17 protein-coding genes and 1 pseudogene are annotated in these 20,412 nt (G+C 52.4%); 11 read left to right on the top strand and 7 right to left on the bottom strand.

Annotation, left to right across the window (positions count from 1 at the left end):
* Positions 1-67 precede the first annotated feature (67 nt).
* Both AB3U87_RS05215 and AB3U87_RS05210 read right to left on the bottom strand, forming a co-directional pair.
* Complete coding sequence (locus AB3U87_RS05215) at positions 68-1,240, bottom strand: sensor histidine kinase (protein WP_253454287.1); 1,173 nt, start codon at positions 1,238-1,240, stop codon at positions 68-70.
* Positions 1,237-1,932 carry a response regulator gene (locus AB3U87_RS05210; protein WP_125290025.1) on the bottom strand — a complete coding sequence of 232 codons (696 nt, stop codon included), beginning with the start codon at positions 1,930-1,932 and terminating at the stop codon, positions 1,237-1,239. The genes AB3U87_RS05215 and AB3U87_RS05210 overlap by 4 nt, the downstream gene beginning before the upstream one ends.
* A 120-nt stretch (positions 1,933-2,052) precedes the next feature.
* On the opposite strand from AB3U87_RS05210, the gene AB3U87_RS05205 reads away from it, so the two are divergent.
* The 3 genes from AB3U87_RS05205 to AB3U87_RS05195 all read left to right on the top strand — a co-directional run bounded on the left by AB3U87_RS05205 (position 2,053) and on the right by AB3U87_RS05195 (position 4,838).
* The gene (locus AB3U87_RS05205; RefSeq protein WP_394148633.1) at positions 2,053-2,835 is read left to right on the top strand and encodes a MipA/OmpV family protein; all 783 of its coding nucleotides are present in this window, start codon (positions 2,053-2,055) and stop codon (positions 2,833-2,835) included.
* Between the two features lie 105 nt (positions 2,836-2,940).
* Entirely contained in the window at positions 2,941-3,315 is a 375-nt protein-coding gene (locus tag AB3U87_RS05200; protein ID WP_394148632.1) for a helix-turn-helix domain-containing protein, read from the top strand.
* A gap of 440 nt (positions 3,316-3,755) precedes the next feature.
* Positions 3,756-4,838 (top strand): mechanosensitive ion channel family protein, encoded by a 1,083-nt coding sequence (locus AB3U87_RS05195; RefSeq protein ID WP_253454289.1) that lies wholly within the window; start codon positions 3,756-3,758, stop codon positions 4,836-4,838.
* A 160-nt stretch (positions 4,839-4,998) separates the two neighbouring features.
* Here the strand turns inward: AB3U87_RS05195 and AB3U87_RS05190 are convergent, their stop codons facing one another.
* Positions 4,999-6,258, bottom strand: coding sequence for a sensor domain-containing diguanylate cyclase (locus AB3U87_RS05190; RefSeq protein WP_301729586.1), 1,260 nt, complete (start codon positions 6,256-6,258; stop codon positions 4,999-5,001).
* A 422-nt stretch (positions 6,259-6,680) separates the two neighbouring features.
* Between AB3U87_RS05190 and AB3U87_RS05185 the strand changes: the two genes are divergently transcribed.
* Positions 6,681-7,160 (top strand): glutathione peroxidase, encoded by a 480-nt coding sequence (locus AB3U87_RS05185; protein ID WP_253454291.1) that lies wholly within the window; start codon positions 6,681-6,683, stop codon positions 7,158-7,160.
* 334 nt (positions 7,161-7,494) lie between these two features.
* Positions 7,495-7,959: a hypothetical protein gene (locus AB3U87_RS05180; protein WP_394148631.1), complete on the top strand. Its 465-nt coding sequence runs from the start codon at positions 7,495-7,497 to the stop codon at positions 7,957-7,959.
* 204 nt (positions 7,960-8,163) lie between these two features.
* Here AB3U87_RS05180 and AB3U87_RS05175 read toward each other — a convergent pair whose 3' ends face one another.
* A complete protein-coding gene (locus AB3U87_RS05175; RefSeq protein ID WP_394148630.1) occupies positions 8,164-9,234 on the bottom strand; it encodes a LacI family DNA-binding transcriptional regulator in 1,071 nt (356 codons plus the stop codon).
* Positions 9,235-9,438: 204 nt separating this feature from the next.
* Between AB3U87_RS05175 and AB3U87_RS05170 the strand changes: the two genes are divergently transcribed.
* The 3 genes from AB3U87_RS05170 (at position 9,439) to AB3U87_RS05160 (ending at position 15,065) form a co-directional block, all read left to right on the top strand.
* Complete coding sequence (locus AB3U87_RS05170; protein WP_394148629.1) at positions 9,439-12,546, top strand: beta-galactosidase; 3,108 nt, start codon at positions 9,439-9,441, stop codon at positions 12,544-12,546.
* Positions 12,547-12,600: 54 nt separating this feature from the next.
* Positions 12,601-13,866 carry an MFS transporter gene (locus tag AB3U87_RS05165; RefSeq protein ID WP_253454295.1) on the top strand — a complete coding sequence of 422 codons (1,266 nt, stop codon included), beginning with the start codon at positions 12,601-12,603 and terminating at the stop codon, positions 13,864-13,866.
* A 200-nt stretch (positions 13,867-14,066) separates the two neighbouring features.
* Positions 14,067-15,065 (top strand): aldo/keto reductase, encoded by a 999-nt coding sequence (locus AB3U87_RS05160; protein ID WP_253454296.1) that lies wholly within the window; start codon positions 14,067-14,069, stop codon positions 15,063-15,065.
* A 209-nt stretch (positions 15,066-15,274) separates the two neighbouring features.
* On the opposite strand, the pseudogene AB3U87_RS05155 reads toward AB3U87_RS05160, so the two are convergent.
* The 3 genes and pseudogenes from AB3U87_RS05155 to AB3U87_RS05145 form a co-directional block, all read right to left on the bottom strand.
* Positions 15,275-15,532: pseudogene (locus AB3U87_RS05155) on the bottom strand (thiolase family protein); the annotation flags it as partial.
* On the bottom strand, positions 15,529-15,942 hold the full coding sequence (locus AB3U87_RS05150; protein WP_253454298.1) for a carboxymuconolactone decarboxylase family protein: 414 nt from the start codon (positions 15,940-15,942) through the stop codon (positions 15,529-15,531). The gene AB3U87_RS05150 and the pseudogene AB3U87_RS05155, both read right to left, overlap by 4 nt.
* Entirely contained in the window at positions 15,939-16,529 is a 591-nt protein-coding gene (locus AB3U87_RS05145) for a hypothetical protein (RefSeq protein ID WP_394148627.1), read from the bottom strand. The genes AB3U87_RS05150 and AB3U87_RS05145 overlap by 4 nt, the downstream gene beginning before the upstream one ends.
* Before the next feature lie 190 nt (positions 16,530-16,719).
* Between AB3U87_RS05145 and AB3U87_RS05140 the strand changes: the two genes are divergently transcribed.
* The 3 genes from AB3U87_RS05140 (at position 16,720) to AB3U87_RS05130 (ending at position 20,285) form a co-directional block, all read left to right on the top strand.
* Complete coding sequence (locus AB3U87_RS05140; protein WP_394148625.1) at positions 16,720-17,646, top strand: LysR family transcriptional regulator; 927 nt, start codon at positions 16,720-16,722, stop codon at positions 17,644-17,646.
* A 358-nt stretch (positions 17,647-18,004) separates the two neighbouring features.
* The gene (locus tag AB3U87_RS05135) at positions 18,005-18,895 is read left to right on the top strand and encodes an oxidoreductase (RefSeq protein WP_301729591.1); all 891 of its coding nucleotides are present in this window, start codon (positions 18,005-18,007) and stop codon (positions 18,893-18,895) included.
* Positions 18,896-19,352: 457 nt separating this feature from the next.
* Positions 19,353-20,285 (top strand): nucleoside recognition domain-containing protein, encoded by a 933-nt coding sequence (locus AB3U87_RS05130; protein ID WP_394148624.1) that lies wholly within the window; start codon positions 19,353-19,355, stop codon positions 20,283-20,285.
* Positions 20,286-20,412 lie beyond the last annotated feature (127 nt).

Here is a 20,412-nt window from a genome sequence, read left to right as displayed (position 1 = left end):
TAAACCTCGCCATTATCAAGAACCCGGCCACATTCCATCAAGGGAGTGTCAAGACCCTCAGCAACCGTTATGCATCGTGAGGCAGCACGATCCGCATTCTTAATCCGCCCTCAGGCGGCAGCGTGGCGTCCAGCGTTCCGCCGTGCGCCTGACAGATAGCGCGTGCAATTGAAAGGCCCAGCCCGCTCCCGCCAGAATGCCGTGCCCGTGAGGCCTCTCCGCGCGTAAAGCGCTCAAACATGACTTCAAGAAACGCCGGCGGCACGCCGGGCCCTTTGTCCTGAAAAATAATCTCATAATGCCCGTCTGTGCTGCGGCTGCTCAGATACAGGCTGGTGCCGGAACCCGCATAGCGCAGCGCATTTTCCAGCAGGACGGTAAAAACCTGCCCCAGACGAAACGGATCGACGTTAAGCAGCGTTTTTTCAGCCAGTTCGGCAACCGGATAAATGCCTGCTTCATCAAGCTGGGATTTTATCCACTGCAGGCGATAGCGCAGGATCTCGGACGGACAGCAGCGAACCCTTTCCAGGCTAAGCTGCCCGGCGTCCGCCAGTGAAAGCAGCTGCAGTTCATCAATCAGCCTACGCAGGCAGTTCAGCTGGCCCATGATCATGGCAAGCTGTCGCCCATCCGCGCTGAACACGCCGTCAAGCAGCGCCTGTAGCCGAACCATGGCTGCGGTCAGCGGGGAGCGCAGCTCATGCGCCATAGCGACATGTGAGGCGCGAAGCTCTTTTTCATAACGCGCAAGCTGGCGCGTCATGGCGTTGAAGTTTTGTGCGAACTGCACCAGTTCTGCTGGTGCCGACGGCGTCAGCGCAGCCTGCGCACCGAAGTCACCTTCCGTTACCTGTTCAGCTGCGCCTCTGAGCTGGCTGAACTGAGCCGACAACGGGCGGGCATGGCGCAGCCCGAACCAGGCAATGAATGGAATCGTCACCAGCACCAGGACGCCGACGGTGATCCAGTCCGAAGAGGCGATGGAGGGATCGGAATAGCCGATACCCCACCAGCTATCAATGATCTGATGAAAACGCGCCGGATTAAGATTAGGGTTTTCACGCAGAACCAGGAATTCCTGCAGTATCGCGTGAGGCATATGCCAGGTGATCCAGAGATACTGAAGCGTAAAGCGCAGCCACATGCACAGCGCTATCAGGACAACGGTACCGATGGCAAGCGTCAGAATGCGAACGCAGATCCAACGCCACAGGGTTTGCAGCTGTGGATTTTTCATGGCTGCCGGAACCTGTAGCCGACGCCGCGTACGTTAAGAAGAACCTCTTTCATGCCGGCCGCCTCAAGTTTTTTGCGCAAGTTGTAGATATGTGTATCGACCACGCGTTCAAGCGCGTCGCTTTCAGGCAGGCACCGCTCCAGTAAAAACTGACGGCTGAGCGCACGAACCGGGGCGCGCATCATCGTCACCAGTAATAAAAACTCGGTTGGGGTCACGTCCACGTTGATTAGATCATCAATACCGCGCGTAACGGTTACGGTCATGGCCGAAGTATGAACCTCCAGCGCCTGCCAGCGCAGCACCTCCTCTTGCTGAACGGCTGGCTGACTTCGCCGCAGCACGGCCTGCACGCGCGCCACGACCTCTCCGGGATGGTAGGGCTTGACCACGTAGTCGTCGGCACCGTAGCGCAGCGCGCCGATGCGATCGGGCATGTCGCCAATGGCCGTTACCATAATCACAGGAACGTCACTGCTGCGCCTGATTTTTGCCAATACCTCCGTACCGTTAAGACCCGGCAGCATCACGTCCAGCAGGATCAGATCAGGGTGCCAGCGCCCGGCTATTTCCAGGCCCGACACCCCGTCCCCGGCCGCGCGAACTTCGTAGTTTTCGCGGCGTAAATAGGCTTCAAGCACCTCAACCGCATCTGCGTCGTCCTCAATAATAAGAATTTTTTTGTTTTGCATGGTTCACCTTGACACTTTCTTCACAATTCCCTGGCCGTTTATTGACACACCCACAGGATACTCCGGGTTGTCGATACGGGTGTATCGGCAAAGTGGAACGAACCCATAAGAGGTAAGGTGATGATAACCAGAAAAGCACTGCTGTATATGGCCGGTCTGGCCCTGACAACTTCAGCGACGGCCCGCGCGGACAGCGGTGATGCCCAAAATAGCGTGACCGTCGGCGTCGGCGCACAGTCTGCGCCCCGCTACAGCGGCTCGGATCAAACCCGCCTTCAGCCGGTTCCGGTTTTCCAGGCCCGACACGGTGCCTTCTTTGCGGATGCTCAAAAAGGCATTGGCTACGATTTACAAAGCAACAGTGGACTCTACCTGGAACATACGCTGGGCTACAACCTCGGACGAGATGACAAAAATTCAGACTGGCGTGACGGCGGTAATAGGCTGAAGGGCATGGGCAAAATCGATCCCACGGTCAATACAGCGCTGGCCATCGGCTGGCAGGTCACGCCATGGCTCAGCGCCGAGGGCAAAGCGGTTCTGCCGTTCAGTGACGATCAGGGCGTCAATTATCAGGCATCCCTGACCCTTCTGCCGGTGCAGAGTGAAAGCGATACCGTCGCGCTGCAAACCGCGGCATTATTTGGCGATGCCCGCTATATGAATACCTGGTACGGCGTCAGTCAGGCGCAGAGCCAGCGCAGCAGGTTTACGCGCTACCGCGCGCCGGGCGGTTTTTACGGTATTGCAACCTCTCTGATCTGGAGCCACCAATTTGATCCTCACTGGGGAACGCTTATCAGCGCGGGCTATACCTGGCTTGGCGATCGCGTAGCCGACAGCCCTGTTGTTTCCCGGCGCAATGAAGCAACGGGCACGGTCGGCTTTACCTATACATTCTGATGCTTTCTGCGCATAAGCGTTTCCAGGCCGTGCCTCATTGCGTACCTGCCCGTGCAGGCTCGTATCGATATTTATCAAACCTGGGCAGCCAGCGGGAATAACAATATGCTGTCGGACGACGTATTTTTTACGGGGCTGGTATGTTGGATAAGAGAAAACTTAACCAGAAAAGTCACCGTTCAGGAGGTGGCGGCCCGCTACGGTTATTCAAAGTGGTATCTGAACCGGTGCTTTGTGCGCTACGCCGGTATCAGCCTGGGTGCTTTTATTCGTCTGGAAAGGATGAAGGCCGCCGCTGATGAGCTTATCAGCGGCGGCCAGCGAATTATAACTATCGCCCTGCGCTATGATTTTGAGTCGCAGCAGACGTTTACGCGGGCATTCAGCCGACAGTACGGTATGCCGCCCGGCGCGTTCAGGCAGGTTATGCGCAAAGCGAAGCCTGAACATTCAGAGAACGCTCACGCCCGAACATGCTAGCGGCTGATTATCATTCCCTTTCATCGCTTTCAGTATTGCCCGGACATACCTGCTCTTCCTTCTCTACGGCTGCCACGCTCGTCTGAATTATCGCGAAGGCTGGTTTTGCTTATCGAATCCGGCGGCGATCTGACGCTATGCTTCTGGTGAGCCTCCTTCCGTCAGGCCACCGCTCAAGATCTATACGATACAGGCATGGTCGCCCGGCTTACTGGCTGATAAATAGAAATTATTATAAATTTCAATTAATTAAATAAAAAACTCATCTGAATTATCGGTTTTGTCCGATTTTTTTACGTTTACTGCGTCAGTTAACAGAATTTTTCATAAACTCATCTGCGTAAACCATTTACGCTGCAGATAACCGTGAAGACAGCGGTTACTGGATGTTTATGACTTCGCTGACAGCCTGTGGTTGTTGCTGGATATAAGGGAAAAGAATGCCATTACTATTCGATGAGTTATCTGGCGCGCCATCGTGGGTGCCTGCTTTATTGCTCGTCACGCTCTCTTTCGCTGCGGGGGCCGTTGCGCGATTTATCATTCTCAGGTTCATCCGCTACTGGCAGAATCGTGACAGGAAATTATTTAAATCCCTTGAAAAGCATCTTCGCGGATCAATTTTTCTTTTCATCCCGCTGATGTTAATCAACGTTGGGCTTAATTATATTAATATTCACCCGCACTATCTTGATCTTATTACAACGATTATTAATACCTTCATTATACTTTCGCTTTGTTCTATCCTGATTCGTTTGACTAATGTCGTGCAGGATATGCTTTTTATCCGCTATGACATTAATCTTTCTAATAATCTTCGTGCCCGTAAAATCCGTACGCAGATAATATATGTAAAAAAGGTCGCTATCGTCCTGCTCGTGACGCTGTGTGTTTCACTGATCCTGCTCAGCTTCCCCGGCGTGCGAAAATTCGGCACCACAATTCTGGCCGGTGCCGGGGTGGCCGGAATAATAATTGGCTTTGCCCTGCAAAAGTCGCTCGTTAACCTGTTTGCCGGTATTCAGATAGCCTTCACCCAACCGATTAAAATTGATGATGCTGTAGTGGTTGAAAAAGAATGGGGCTGGATTGAGGAGATAAACCTGACGTATGTGGTGGTGCGTATCTGGGATCTGCGCCGGCTGGTTCTGCCCATCACCTACTTTACAGAAAACGCCTTCCAGAACTGGACGCGTAATAACGCCCAAATATTAGGCACCGTTTTCCTTTACCTTGACTACTCCATGCCGTTAGAACCTCTGCGTCAGCATTTCGAAAAAATCCTCAGTGAAACAAAGCTCTGGGATCAGGAAACTCAGGTGCTGCAGGTAACGGATACTGATGACAGAACCATGACCATCAGATTATTGATGACGGCACAAAACTCCCCCATGGCCTTTGATTTACGCTGCCACGTGCGGGAAAAGATGATTGAGTTTATTCAGCAAAACTATCCGCAGTGCCTGCCTAAAACCAGGGCTACACTGGCCGATCCGCTGCTTGACGGCCCGGGAAGTCGATAACTAATCGCGTTTTTTTCTGAAAACAGAGAGTGGGACGTACAGTGCCCGTCAGGGCGCGGCACAAGCATTCGGGCAGCTGTGCTTCCGCTTCTCGCTTTCAGGCGCCGGCTTTATGCCAGGCAGACACCACAAGAGATCGCAGAACAGAGCCAACGCTATGCTAATGACGTAACGGCTGCGCCGCAGGCTCGAAAAACTGATATGACCCATCCTGTCGTGCTTTCGCCTGGTACATCGCTTTATCGGCATTTTCAAACAGCATGTTGGCCGATGCCGCCCCGAATCGTGCGAGGCTAATGCCAACAGACGCCCCAATGCGTACTTCTGTGCTATTGATAGCAAATGGCTCTTTCAGGCTGTTAATAATGCGCCGGGCGATGGCAGATGCCGCCTTGCGGTTGGTACACTTCGCGGCTACCACAAACTCATCCCCGCCCAGACGCGCCACCGCATCGCCAGGGCGCATACAGCGTCGTAGCCGCTCGCTTACCAGCTGTAGCAAAACATCCCCTACTGCATGCCCCATCGAATCATTGACCGCCTTGAACCCGTTCAAATCGATAAACAGGACGGTGGTATAGGCCAGATCTTTTTCCTGCGCAAGCATGTGGCTCACCCGGTCGTTGATCCAGGCCCGATTAGGCAACCCGGTTAACGTGTCGCGGGTGGCCAGTTTTTCGAGCTTGCGGATCCGCTCTTTATCATGAGTAATATCCCGCGAAACCAGCACGGCACCGATGTTCTTGCCGGTGGAAGGGTCGCTGACGCCGCAGGCCTTGGTGCCAAGCGTAATGTAGTGACCGTCGCGATGCCGCTTACGCACCTCGACCACATCCGACCGCACACCACCGTTGAAAAGGAATACCAGTGCATCCGTAGCGGATGCCCGGTCATCGGGGTGCAGGAAATCCACCACCGGTTGACCTTTCATCTCATCGGCTGACCAACCGATCATTTTGCTATAAGAAGGCGAGATTGAAACGTACCTGCCGTCTGCGTCGCAATGGGCGATCAGGTCAGTGCTGTTTTCAATTAACAGACGGTATTCCGCCGCCGTGCGCAGCGCTTCCTCCAGGGCTTTGCGCTGCCCGGTTATATCAAAAATGAAGCCGCTATATTGCAGGCAAGGAACATTGGGTGGACAGTCAGGCAGGCCTGAAACAATCACACAGCGTGTCGTGCCATCCAGACAACGGATTGGCACTTCGATATGAAAAGGCGTGACGCATTCCAACGCCGCAGTCAGTTGCAGCGCGATCTGCGCATCATCATCAGCCTGTGCGAGCCTCAGCCATGCACTTAGCGTTACGCCTTCCAGTGTGGGTATAAGGCCAGCAGGGCTTTCCTGACTGGTGATGCAAATGCCCTGGGCGTCTGTGGACCAAACGGCGGAAAGAGTAGGTTTGATCACAGTGTTCATGGTGGTCGGGTCCGTTGTTGGCTGATGCCGCAGTTTCTACGGTGCCATTTCACCTGCCGGAGCGGGAAATTATCTATGGCAAAACTCAAGGTCAGAAGCAGTAGACTGCGTTTATCGGCTAATTCGCCCATAACCTTTAATGAATATTGCTTGATTAAACGGCTGTACAGCCTGCAACTGTCGCGTTATGCCTGAATTATACAATGCGTAGGGATTTTCGACTTTTCCCGGCATCGTTACGTTATGTAAGGCAGCCTTGACGTAGAGCAGCTATGCCCGCGTCTCGCTCATCGCTGCCCTTGCTGCTGACACAGGCAGCTTTGCGTCAGCAGCTGATGTGAAAAATATGCCATTCTGCTCGACGGGCAACTATCCTGTCTTACACAAGCCATCTGCAATATGAGTATTCTGAGGATGTCGACATGACCACGTTTTACCAACTTACCGCCACCAGCCTGAGTGGCCAGCCGATCCCTATGGCCGACTACGCTGGCAAGCTGGTGCTCGTGGTCAATACCGCCAGCCATTGTGGCTTTACGCCACAGTACGCGGGCCTTGAATCGCTCTATAAGCGGTACGCCGCCCAAGGGCTGGTGGTGCTGGGTTTTCCCTGCAATCAGTTTGGTAAGCAGGAACCCGGCAGTGCTGACGACATCGCGCAGACCTGTCACATCAACTATGGCGTGAGCTTTCCGATGTTTGAGAAAGTGGCGGTCAACGGCGCCCTGGCGCACCCGGTGTTTCGTTACCTGAAAGCCGAATTGCCCGGCGTGCTGGGTGGGCGAATCAAATGGAACTTTACTAAGTTCCTGATCGGACGCGACGGCAAACCACTTAAGCGTTTTGCACCGATCTCTACCCCAGAGAAAATGGAAGCCGCGATCCTTGCTGCACTGGAATAAGCGCTTCAGTTAAATTATAAAGGCTGTGCGGCAGCCTTTATAAGGTAGCGTAGCGATAATAGAAATGATGAGAGCACTGCGTTATTGACTTGTGTGCTGCGCTTGATGGGAAGGTTTGGGCAGGTGCCAACAGACTGGATTAATTGACTGTTGACTGTACGTTTGATGATGGATGTGCACTTTGTGGCAGAAGCGGATATACAAAAATCCGTTGGGTAATAATGACTGATAGCCCCCCGGAGCCCGGAGATATCAGCCTAAGAATTTGCGCACAGATATTAATGAAAGTTAAAGTTGCACATAATGTTTATGGGCAGCAACCAGGAATTAACTTATGGCACGTCGAAGTGAATTAAAAGGTATAGTGAATGCGCTTAATGGGAGCTTTGTTAGCAGAAACAACGACTTTAAAGGATACTGGTCTATAGGCCAGCTTAAATCGTTAGCTCTGGATAATTGCCTTTCCTCAATGATTTTTCCTCTTATTCTGTCTAAAACTACCCCCACATATAATCTGCAAAGTTACATTGTGCATCGCTACGCCAACATGCTCAAAAACCTACTAACCAAACAGAAAATACCTGGCTTTTGGATAAGTAAGGCTATCATAAAGATCGACTTTATAGCTAATGCCGAACAGGCAAAGTTATATGAATACACCACCTCAGGCGAACTTTTCCAATGCACCTGTCAGATAACTGATGATACTGGTCATGATTACGAATCCCTAATTTATGGGCGTTGCTTGCCGCATTCTGTTGTGCGAGAGTTAAAATCGACTCGTAAATTCACCGTGTAGTTGATCACTTCAACGTCCTCTCCTCGCGCACTAAGCATTATGCAATAATGCCTGGCTGCGGGCATCGCCGTGCAACGTTAATCTATAAAATCACGACATTACTCACGACGCTATATGAGGTAGTAACCTGAGCAGGCGCTTGTTACTGCCGCAACCGGCCAATACGCCTGGCCTCCTGCTGCACGGTGAATAGACGCGGAAAATTCACAACCTTTCCACCAGCGTTTTTAATTGGGCAATCACTGCCCCCTTCTCATCCTCGTTTTCTCCGCCGCAGGGCCAGGTTGACTGCCGGACAATCAAACGCGTCGGCAGCAGCTCACGGATGCGCATCTGCGGTGCGGCCATCTTCTGAACTAACAGCTCAACGGCTTTTTTCCCTAACTTATCGAAATCCTGCGCAACGGTTGTTAACGGCGGCTGGAAATAGAGGCTGTCCGCCGTATCGTCATAGCCGGTAACGGAAACCGCCTTGCTGCCGGTGCGATTAAGCTGTGCCAGCGCGCTCAGCACCCCGAGCGCCATTTGATCGTTCGCAACGACGATCGCGCTAATGCGCGGCTGCTGATGCAACAGCTCAAAGGCTTTGTGCCAGCCGCTGGCCGCACTCCAGTCGCCAAAAACCGTTACCGCGTTGCTCACCCCAAGCCGGTGCAAGGCTTCGCGCCAGCTGCTCAACCGCATCCGCGCCGAGACGGAACTCTCTGGCCCGGCAAGCAGACCGAACTCCCGATGCCCCAGCGTCCAGAGATGGTTGACGCAGGCGCCGCAGCCGTCCAGATGATTAAACCGCACCGAGCAGACATCGGTTTCCGGCGAGATATCTAAAAAGAGACAGCTAATATCCGGGTTCTCACTGACCAACTTTTCCGCCAGGCTGCTTTCCAGGGGAAGATTGATGATGGCGCCACGGATATTCTGCGCGCGAAACTCATGCAACCGTGCCTGAAGAGAAGCGTAATCGGCCGTTACCGGCATCGCGATAGCAACCTCCAGCTGATGCGCGCCCGCGTGACTCTTTATCGCGGCGGCGATTTGCGAAGGAGCATGCAGCGTTAACGACGCGGTAATCAACCCGATCGACGGCGCCGATTTCCCCGCCAGCAACTGTGCCGAACGGTTAGGCACGTAGTGCAACGCCTGCATGGCGTGGATGACTTTGTCACGGGTTCGTTCAGAAACCACATCAGGCCTGTTCAGCACGCGCGAAACCGTCTGTTGTGATACACCGGCCTCACGAGCCACATCTTCCAGAGTTGCCATACGCCGCTGCATCTTCTTTTCCTCTGTCCTCTGCCCTGAATGTCTTACGCTAACATTTACTGTCTAAAATACGACAAAAAATGGCTGTTTCTATCCTGTTTCGTGATCGCCAATGAGTTCCAATCTCAGCAATATTGCGGCTACTAACAAAATATCTGATAACACACTCCATCTTGTCTGGCGAATGACATTTACTTTTAGCTATCAGGTAGACCTATGCGCAATCACGACGGCCATGCCCCCCACAGCGTTTCGTTTCATGACGTGCTTGCACGTGAAGACTGGCAAAACCAGACCATTACGCACCTGAACCGTTTACCGGCCCATGCGCCTTTCTCCAGCTGGCGCGATCTTCGCGCGGCAAGGGAAAATCAGACCTCATCACACCGCCGTCAGCTGGATGGCCAGTGGCAATTCACTTATGCGCGCAGCCCGTTTGAGGTGGACGCCGGCTGGCTGGAAAGCGATCTGGCGGAGAGCCGTCCTACGCCCGTGCCTTCGAACTGGCAAATGGAGGGTTACGACGCGCCAATCTATACCAACGTGCGCTATCCCATCGACACCACGCCGCCGCGCGTGCCGGAAGAGAACCCGACCGGCTGCTACTCGCTGACGTTTATAGTGGAGGAGAGCTGGCGGGACGAAGGTGAAACGCAGATTATCTTCGACGGTGTAAATTCTGCCTTCCATCTTTGGTGCAATGGCAAATGGATCGGTTACTCGCAAGACAGTCGCCTGCCTGCGGCCTTCGATCTCAGCGCCGCGCTTCAGCCGGGCGAGAACCGCCTTTGCGTTATGGTGATGCGCTGGAGCGCGGGCACCTGGCTTGAAGATCAGGATATGTGGCGGATGAGCGGCATCTTCCGTTCAGTATGGTTGCTGAATAAGCCGTCGCTGCACCTGAGCGATGTTCAGCTTACGCCGCAGCTTGATGCGCTTTATCGCGACGCTGAGCTGGAGGTGAATGTCACCGTTGCTGCTCCGGAACGGCTGCTTGAAAAACTGACGGTCAACGTGGAGCTGTGGCATGACGCGCAGCGGGTCGCCAGCCAGCAGCAGCAGCCCGGCTCGCCAGCCATTGACGAGCGAGGCAACTATGCGGAACGCGCCATGATGCGCGTTCCCGTGGAGCGTCCGGCCCTGTGGAGCGCGGAAACGCCGAACTGCTATCGGGCCGTCGTCTCGCTGTGGCACGGCGATGAGCTGATCGAGGCCGAGGCCTGGGATATTGGTTTTCGCCGGGTTGAAATCGACAATGGCCTGCTGAAGCTGAACGGTAAACCGCTGTTGATCCGTGGCGTTAACCGTCACGAGCATCACCCTCAGCGCGGCCAGGTCGTTACAGAAGAGGATATGGTGCAGGACATTCTGCTGATGAAGCAGAACAATTTTAACGCCGTTCGCTGCTCGCACTATCCCAACGCGCCGCGCTGGTATGAACTCTGTAATCGCTATGGCCTGTATGTGGTCGACGAGGCCAATATCGAAACCCACGGCATGGTGCCGATGAATCGTCTTTCCGACGATCCGGCCTGGCTGCCGGCCTGGAGCGCCCGCGTCACGCGGATGGTGCAAAGCAATCGCCACCACCCGTCGATCGTTATCTGGTCGCTGGGCAATGAATCCGGCGGCGGCAGCAATCACGAAGCCATGTATCACTGGCTCAAGCGTAACGATCCGTCACGCCCGGTGCAGTATGAAGGCGGCGGCGCGGACAGCACGACCACCGATATTATCTGCCCGATGTACGCCCGCGTGGAAAACGATCAGCTCATTCCAGCGGTGCCGAAATGGGGCATTAAAAAGTGGATCGGTCTGCCAGGCGAGCAGCGCCCGCTAATCCTTTGTGAATACGCTCATGCCATGGGCAACAGCCTGGGCAACTATGCCGACTACTGGCAGGCGTTTCGTGATTACCCACGCCTGCAGGGCGGCTTTGTCTGGGACTGGGCCGATCAGGCGATTAGCAAAACCTTTGACGACGGCAGCATCGGCTGGGCCTACGGCGGTGATTTTGGCGATAAGCCCAACGATCGCCAGTTCTGCATGAACGGGCTGGTGTTCCCTGACCGCCGCCCTCACCCGTCATTAATTGAGGCCAAACACGCGCAGCAATACTTCCAGTTTGCCCTGCTGTCGCAACATCCGCTGCGCATCAGCATTGTCAGCGAGTATCTGTTCCGTCCGACGGATAACGAGGAGCTGCACTGGCAGGTTCAGGCAGCCGGTGAAACCATTAGCAAAGGCAGCACAACGCTTGCGCTGCGGCCTGAAGGCCAGAGCGAGCTGACGCTGCAGGAGGAACTGACATTGCCCGCCGGGGCCGAAGAGGTCTGGCTGACGCTGGAGGTTATCCAGCCGCAGGCCACCGCCTGGTCCGCTGCCGGGCATCGCGTTGCCTGGCAGCAGTTTGCGCTCGCCGCCCCATTGGTGTTGCATGCGCCTCAGCCAGCAGGCGATGCGCCAGAGCTTGAACGCAGCGACAGCGCCTGGACGGTGCGCAGCGGCTTACAGCAGTGGGTGATTGACCGTCAAAGCGGACTGTTGACGCACTGGCAGATGGATGGCGTGGAGCAGCTATTGACCCCGCTGCGTGACCAGTTCGTGCGCGCGCCGTTGGATAACGATATTGGCGTAAGCGAAGTGGAGCGTATCGATCCCAACGCCTGGGTTGAACGCTGGAAGAGCGCTGGCCTGTACGACCTCACCGCTCGCTGCATACAGTGTGACGCGCAGCGTCTGGCCCATGAGGTGGTGATCGACAGCTGCTGGCACTACCTGAGCGGGGACGAGGTGGTGATTATCAGCCATTGGCGGATGACTTTTGATGCGCAGGGCAAGCTGCATCTGGCCATTGACGGCGAACGTGCCGCCACCCTGCCGCCGCTGCCGCGCGTCGGGCTGACTTTTCAGGTGCCGGATCAGAATAAACCGGTTTCATGGCTGGGATTCGGCCCGCATGAGAACTACCCGGATCGGCGTACCAGCGCCTGCTTCTCTCGCTGGGAACTGCCGCTGGAGGAGATGAGCACGCCGTACATTTTCCCGACCGAAAACGGACTGCGCTGCGACACCCAAGCCCTGGACTGGGGGCGCTGGCATGTGGCGGGCGATTTTCACTTCTCCGTACAGCCCTACAGCACCGCGCAATTAATGAAGACCGATCACTGGCACCGGATGCAGCCGGAAAACGGCGTCTGGATAACCCTTGACGGCCGGCATATGGGCGTTGGCGGCGATGACTCCTGGACGCCCAGCGTATTGCAGCAGTGGCTGTTGCTTGAAACGAAATGGCACTACCAGTTAACGATGCATTTCCAATAATAATCGGGGGCGCAGGCCCCCGGCTTATCGGTATAACCAGATGGAAAAGTCGCCATGAAACTCTCTGCACTCGCTCCAAGAGAACGTCATAATTTTATTTACTTTATGCTGTTCTTTTTCTTTTACTATTTCATTATGTCCGCGTATTTCCCGTTTTTCCCGGTCTGGCTGGCGGAAGTTAACCATCTGACCAAAACAGAAACGGGGATTGTTTTTTCCTCTATTTCACTGTTTTCGATTGTCTTCCAACCGGTATTTGGGCTGATTTCCGATAAGCTGGGGTTACGTAAACACCTGTTGTGGACAATCACGGTCTTACTGGTGTTGTTTGCGCCCTTCTTTATTTTTGTTTTGTCGCCTCTGCTGCAAATGAATATTTTCGTCGGCGCGCTGGCTGGCGGTATCTATTTGGGGGCCGTTTTCTCCAGTGGCTCCGGAGCGGTAGAAGCCTATATTGAACGCGTCAGCCGCGCTAACCGTTTCGAGTATGGCAAAGTTCGCGTTTCCGGCTGTATCGGCTGGGCGCTGTGTGCCTCCATCACCGGCATTCTTTTTGGCATAGATCCTAATATTACTTTCTGGATCGCCTCCGGTTTTGCCCTGGTGCTTGGCGTACTGCTCTGGGTGTCACGCCCGGAAGGCAGTAACAGCGAGCGGGTTATCGAGGCACTGGGCGCCAACCGCCAGGCCTTCTCGCTGCGCACCGCCGCCGAGCTGCTGCGGATGCCGCGCTTCTGGGGTTTTATTGTTTACGTGGTTGGCGTCGCCAGCGTCTATGACGTTTTCGACCAGCAGTTCGCCAATTTTTTCAAAGGCTTTTTCTCCAGCCCACAACGCGGCACCGAAGTGTTTGGCTTCGTGACTACCGGTGGAGAATTGCTCAACGCCTTGATTATGTTCTTCGCCCCCGCCATTGTGAACCGCATTGGCGCGAAGAATGCCCTGCTGATCGCAGGCGTTATTATGTCGGCACGTATTCTGGGGTCGTCTTTTGCTTCATCGGCCGTGGAAGTTGTTATCTTAAAAATGCTGCATATGTTTGAACTGCCGTTCCTGCTGGTGGGCACTTTTAAATATATTTCCTCCGCATTTAACCCAAAGCTTTCGGCAACGTTGTTCCTGATAGGCTTTAATTTATCGAAACAGCTCTCGGGCGTGGTGCTGTCGGCATGGGTAGGCCGGATGTATGACACCGTTGGTTTCCATCAGGCTTACCTTGTGCTGGGCTGTCTCACCTTAAGCTTTACCGTCCTTTCCCTGTTTACGCTGAAAGGAAGTAAAACCCTGCTCCCCTCCACCAGCTATAACAGCGCCGCCTGATAATAAACGCCCGTGTTGTTTAACGGGCTTTTAACTTGTCGATCCGAATAAAGACAGAATCAGATTATGAGAATTTAACTGCAGTGGCTAACCCGCCATGTGGTTCTTCTGACCTGATACTTTTTTTGTATAACCAAAATAACAATTCATTAACCGCAATCAAGGTGGAACAATTAAAAAATTCAGAAAAAGGAGAGATTATGTATACCCGAAATTTATCCCAGGATTTTACAGTCAGCGCTGTCGGCTATGGGGCCATGGGCCTGAGCGAATTTTATGGTCAGACAGATGACAAGGCTTCTCTACAGCTGCTCTATAACCTTATTGACCTGAATATTACGTTAATTGATACCGCTAACCTGTACGGGCGAGGCCACAATGAACGACTTATTGGTCACTTTCTTGCCGGGCTCGATAAGGCCACACGCCAGCAGTTTAAAATTGCCACAAAGTGCGGGATCGATCGCTCCCCTGACGAATCTTATGCCCGCACCATTAACAATCAACCCAATTATATTACCCGCTGCTGTAATGAATCCCTTAAAAGACTTGGCATTGAGCGGATCGATCTGTTTTATCTTCACAGGGTCAGTCAGGCTACACCTGTTGAAGAGAGCATGGAATGCCTGAGCCGTCTCGTCAAAGAAGGTAAGATTAACCATATTGGACTCTGCGAGGTTTCCGCTTTAACCCTGCGCCGCGCCCATGCTGTACATCCTCTCACAGCCCTGCAGACGGAATATTCATTGTGGACACGCGATATTGAAGATGAAATTCTCCCGGCAGTGAAAGAGCTGGGTATTGGTCTGGTTCCTTATTCTCCGCTGGGCAGAGGCTTTCTGACCGGGAAATACCGTAAAAACAGCGATTTTGCGGAAGGTGATTTCCGTAAAAATAATGCGCGATTTATTCAGTCCAGCCTCGATCATAACGCCCAGCTTCTTGACGTTATGCAGCCGCTTGCTGAAAAATACAGCTGCACCACAGGTCAGATTGCGCTAGCCTGGCTGCTCGCGCAGTACGATAAGCTGGTACCGATTCCCGGCACCAGGCACATCAATTATCTGACCGAAAATGCGCTCGCGGCCGACATCGTTCTGGACAACTCAGATATTGCCTTGCTGAACAATATTCACCAGCGTATTGAGATCAAAGGCGAACGGTATTCAGAGGAAGGCATGAAAGGCGTTAACGCCTGAAATCAGCCCTTATAATCAAAAAACCGGATCATCCCGGTTTTTTGTTCTTAACCAGCGCAGCTGCTGTAGAGCTGATATTTTTAGCGATAAACGCTCAGCGCTACGCCTTCACCACCATAAATGCCGTTTTAATTTCTGAGTTAGCAAACACGCCCTGTGAGGCCAGAACCGGCAGTCCTCTTGCCGTAGCAGTAGATCCACAGACCTTCTTTGTTAATGGTCAGGCATTGCGTTGTAACAGGCAGTCCGGCATTCAGTGCGGCCTGACGTGCTGGATTCTGGCCGCAGCCAGCCGTCAGGGCCTGCCCCATAATGACCTGAGAAATTTCACCAATTTTCACGTCCAGGTCTTCAAGAAGCGCACGAATGATGCGGCTTCCAGGCTCGGCGGCGGAATGATCCGACAGGGAGCCCAGGAACGTGCCCGTTGCCGTGCGTTTTGCAGAAACAATGACTACTTCGCTTATGAGTTTTCCTCTTTCAGGCCGGGCAAAGTATGGCCTGTCGCCGCCATAGCAGCGCGGTAGGCCGTCAAACCGTTCATACAGGCCGGTACGCCGGCATAGACGGCCATCTGTATCACAATTTCAAGTAGCTCTTCAGGGCTGACGCCAGTGTTAAGCGCGGCTCTCATGTGTAACTCAAGCTGCGGCATAGCGTTACCCAGCGTCACAAGCGATGCAACGGTCAGCATTTCCCTTGTTCTAAGTTCCAGACCGGGGCGGCCAACCACAGCGCCAAAAGCGTAATCGGTGATCAAAGCCGGTAAGGTGGCGTCAAGTTCATTCAGTCGTCCGGTGACTTTATCGGCAAGACCGGGCTCAAGGCGGTTCATAATATCTCTGCCATAATGTGTCAGATTACTTATTTGACTCATAAGGTTTCTCCATGATGGTTAGTGCTGACGTAGCGCGCGTTGGGATTGCGGCTACGAGCAAAACAGAAAGCCCGATAGCTGCACCTGCTACGATATAAAGTAGCTGGATTGAAAAAGCGGATATCATCCAGGCACCGGCAGACGCTCCGACACCAATGGCGATATTGAAAAATGATCCGTAAATTATCTTTATTATCCCTTACGACATTAAAAATGGTTTCATCACGCCACTGCCGATATTTTTGATAATTATGCGCAGGAACTTCAACATGGCGCAGCTGAATATATTTTGTTTCGGGGAGGTCTTTTTTATTATCGAAAGGAGATTCAACAAACTTGAGAAGCTCCCTACGAATATCTGCAGAAAGAACGTCAGCAAAGCGATAAAACATTGACTCCATTTCTTCTTCTGCCCATGAGATTTCTTTAATATCGTTAAACGAACGGAGTTCCAGTAGTTCATTCACACCCTGCTCTTCACAAAGAAAATAGCGCGTAATTTTAGTGCTTTTTAATGATGAGAAAAAATCATCATAAATATTATTTTTTAACGGAAAGCGCGACACCAGCACATAGTTAGATGACATTCTTATCTCCCTGATGATGTTTGATTAATTTAGAGGGGAATCTAACAGCCTTTGACACAAATGGAATTGTTAAATGTGTAATATAGTTTTTGTATTGCTATAAGGCGCGTTTTTGTGATATGAGTTTCGGGTTATATCTGGCTGTATAAAAAGGGTGTAGAATAATTTTTTGACTGACAGGATGGAATCTATGGCCACTGCAGGACACCTAATCAACAACAACCTCCCCAGCGTTAAACAGCTCCAGTGCTTTCTTGCTGTTGCTCATGAGCTGAACTTTCGCAGGGCTGCCGAACGGCTCAGAATGACCCAGCCGCCGTTAACCCGACAGATTAAGCGCCTTGAAGCTGTACTGGACAGGCAGCTATTCAGCCGCAGTACACATGATGTCAGCCTGACGGAAGCTGGCCGTGCATTGGTAATAAAAGCAGAAAAGATCCTTCAGGAACTTAATGAACTGAAAACACATTCCCCTTCTACGAAGGAGAGCCTGCGCATTGGCCTTACCCGAACGCTCAATTTTGAATTAATTGATCCCGTCAGCAAGCAGCTTATTAAACTGCATGCTAAAGACGACGTTGAAACGCCTAATCTGACATCTGCGCAGCTGCTTCAGTGCCTGTCGAAAAATACGCTTGACCTCGTGCTTACGGGCGAAAAAGGTATCGGTCATGAAGATACCGTCCAGTATCGCTGGGTTTGCCGTGAACCCCTACTGATGGCTATGCCAGCCATGCACTCAGCCAGTATGAAACAAAAAGTATCACTCGAAGACGTCAGTGATTTACCGCTCTTCTGGTTTGCAAGAAGCGCGAACCCATCATTTTACGACAAATGTGAAAGTTATTTTGATCTACTGAAAACTCCATTAAAAAGAGTGAAAGAGCCGGACGATTCACTCGTTATGCTCACTCACATCGCAAGAGGAAAAGGGTTTGCTCTGATGCCGCAGTCCAAATGCACCTTTAATCAGGAAGGGCTTTGCTACCGCGCGCTAACAGACTATGAATCGCAGAAATTGAACATCGATATTTATGCTGCAACCCGGCTAAACGATAAGCGGGAGACCGTACTAAATGCCCAGGATATACTATGTGATAATAATCTTGCCGACTGAAATAATATTCAGCCACCCCGAATTGAAGTTACAGGTAAGTTATTTCAAATAAAGCTTAGTTTATCGCGACTGCTCATATTGCGTACTCAACAATAACGGTTAAGTCATGGGTTAATCACCTTAAGCTTTACCGTCCTTTCCCTGTTTACGCTAAAAGGAAGTAAAACCCTGCCCCCCTCCACCAGCTATAACAGCGCCGCCTGATAATAAGCGCCCGTGTTGTTTAACGGGCTTTTATTGGTTTGGCGCTGGCTCGGGCGATCCATTTTCCGACAAAGCGCGTATGCTGAGAAAACCCTGGCGTGCGTAGCGATGGTAATCGGCGCGCCGATCGTTGACGAACAAGGGAGAATATAAAATGGCTGACCGTCCTGGCATTGCCCTGCTTGGCCCTGGCGCTATCGGTACGACCCTCGCAGCGGTACTACATGAGGCAAACCGCACGCCAGTACTTTGCGGGCGCAGCGCGCATGCGCAATTAATTCTTCGTGATGATGAAAGAGAAACTGTCGTACCGGGGCCGGTATTAACTGATAGCGCCTCCGTCCATCAGCCGTTCGATTTGGTGTTCGTGGCGGTAAAAACTACCCAGGTAGCCGACTGTGCGGACTGGCTGGCCGCACTCTGTGATGAAAACACGGTGGTGTGCGCATTGCAAAACGGCGTGGAACAGAAAACCCTTCTGGAGCCCTGGGTCAACGGTGCCACCGTAGTGCCTGCGGTAGTATGGTTCCCGGCCCAGCGAGAGCCGGATTTCTCCGTCTGGCTGCGAGCCAAACCGCGCCTGACGCTGCCGGATAGCCCACAGGCAAAAAGAGTAGCGGCCAGCCTGAGCGCAACCCGCTGCGTCGTTGATCTGTCGAGCGATTTTATTTCCATCGCCTGGCGTAAGCTGCTACAGAACGCGGTAGCCGGTCTGATGGTGCTTGCTAATCGTCGTGCCGGGATGTTCTCGCGCAAAGATATCACCGAACTGGCGCTGGCTTATCTGCGTGAATGTCTGAAGGTAGCTCGCGCGGAAGGAGCTATTCTGAACGACAGCGTTCCCCAGGAAATTGTGGACGGTTTTCATCATGCTCCTGCGGATTTAGGCACCTCAATCCTTGCGGACCGACAGGCTAACCGCCCGCTGGAATGGGAAATCCGCAACGGCGTGATAATGCGCTATGGCCGCACCCATGGTATTCCTACGCCCATCAGCGACGTGCTGGTGCCGCTATTGGCAGCGGGAAGTGAGGGGCCGGGTTGATTCAGGAACAAGCGCAAGTTTCACGCCTGTTGATATCAGGTAGTCTTTGACGTGAGCTAAAGTGCTTCCTGCACGAGGTGGAGCCCGGAACCAGTATTATGACAAGCTGAAATTATGCTTTCGAAAAGCAGGCTATCGTTGGTTTCCATACGGGGAGGCCTGGAGCATGCCTGAGGGCATTCACTTCACGCAGAACAACCTCCTTTTGAACCATCCGCGTTTAATAGCGTTATTAACCGGACAATGGCTCTGAATGCTCATCTCTTTACTCATTGATCGGTTCAGGGGATTATTAACAAATGAATAAAAGACAAGTCCCCTGCCTTTAATAATAAAAATCACCAGATAATTATTTTACGTAAAAATATCGAGGTGTTTTTAAAAGCGCAGCACACTATGAAATATGCATCACTGTAAGTTGAGGTAAGGTTCCTTTATTATTTTATCGGAGCCAGTTATGGACATCATCGGAATCATCATGTCAGCGGGAAGAACTTCCGTTGACGTCGCTTTATATACGTTAATACCTGTCATGGTGGTGATGCTTATCATCATGAAGTATCTGGAGCAGAAGGGAGTACTGGACGCAATTGTTCGCCTGATGACTCCCATACTTAAGCCATTTGGTGTAACAGGGCTGGCAATCTTTGCGCTTATTCAGCTTAACTTTGTGAGTTTCGCTGCCCCTCTGGCCGCCCTGGCTATCATGGAAAAACGCGGTACTTCCGACAGGCATCTTGCTGCCACGCTGGCTATGCTTTTTGCTATGGGACAGGGCAACGTATTTTATCCTCTTATCCCGGCAGGATTACACTGGGGTCAAGCACTGATTATTTCGGTAGTCGGGGGCCTTGCTGCTGCTGCCTTTACCTGGCATCTGACTGCCCGCAGGCTATCAGATAAGGAGGTGAAAGGTGAAGATGCTGAAACTCAGCATAGAAAATCATCTCAGGGTTTGATTGGCGTGATTAACAGCGCAGGATCAGATGCTATCAGATTGGCACTGGGCTCTGTACCTATGCTTATTCTTTCTTTGACTGTCGTCGGCATACTGAAAGCAAGTGGTGCTATTGAAGGGTTAACTACGCTGGTAGCGCCGGTACTGGCACTTTTCAACATATCTGACATTTATGTTATGCCTGTGCTAACGAAATTCCTTGCTGGCGGAACGGCGTATTACGGTGTAATGACTGACATTATCCATAAGGGGCTGATGACCACACAGCAAATTAATGCTTCTGCCGGATTTCTTATCCAGACGTTTGATTTACCGGGTATCGGTATTTTCCTGGGGATTGCCAGCCGGTTTGTGCGGTTATTCCGCTACGCCTTGCCAGGCGCACTGATTGGCATCATGATCCGTGGTGTGATCCATGTAAGCATCAGTTAAAGTCTGTTGCCGGGGCGGAAAACCTGTACGCCTGCCCTGGCGTTTATTGGTACCAGAATGATAATAAAGTGGTTCCTTTAAAGGCATATTTCTGTCCCGCCTGAATCAATAGAATAAAAATCAAACT

It is taken from the genome of Erwinia plantamica, assembly GCF_043420595.1.
GTDB lineage: Bacteria > Pseudomonadota > Gammaproteobacteria > Enterobacterales > Enterobacteriaceae > Erwinia > Erwinia aeris.
The sequence above is the reverse complement of the archived record's forward strand: the minus strand, read 5'-3'. Positions and strand labels throughout refer to the sequence as shown.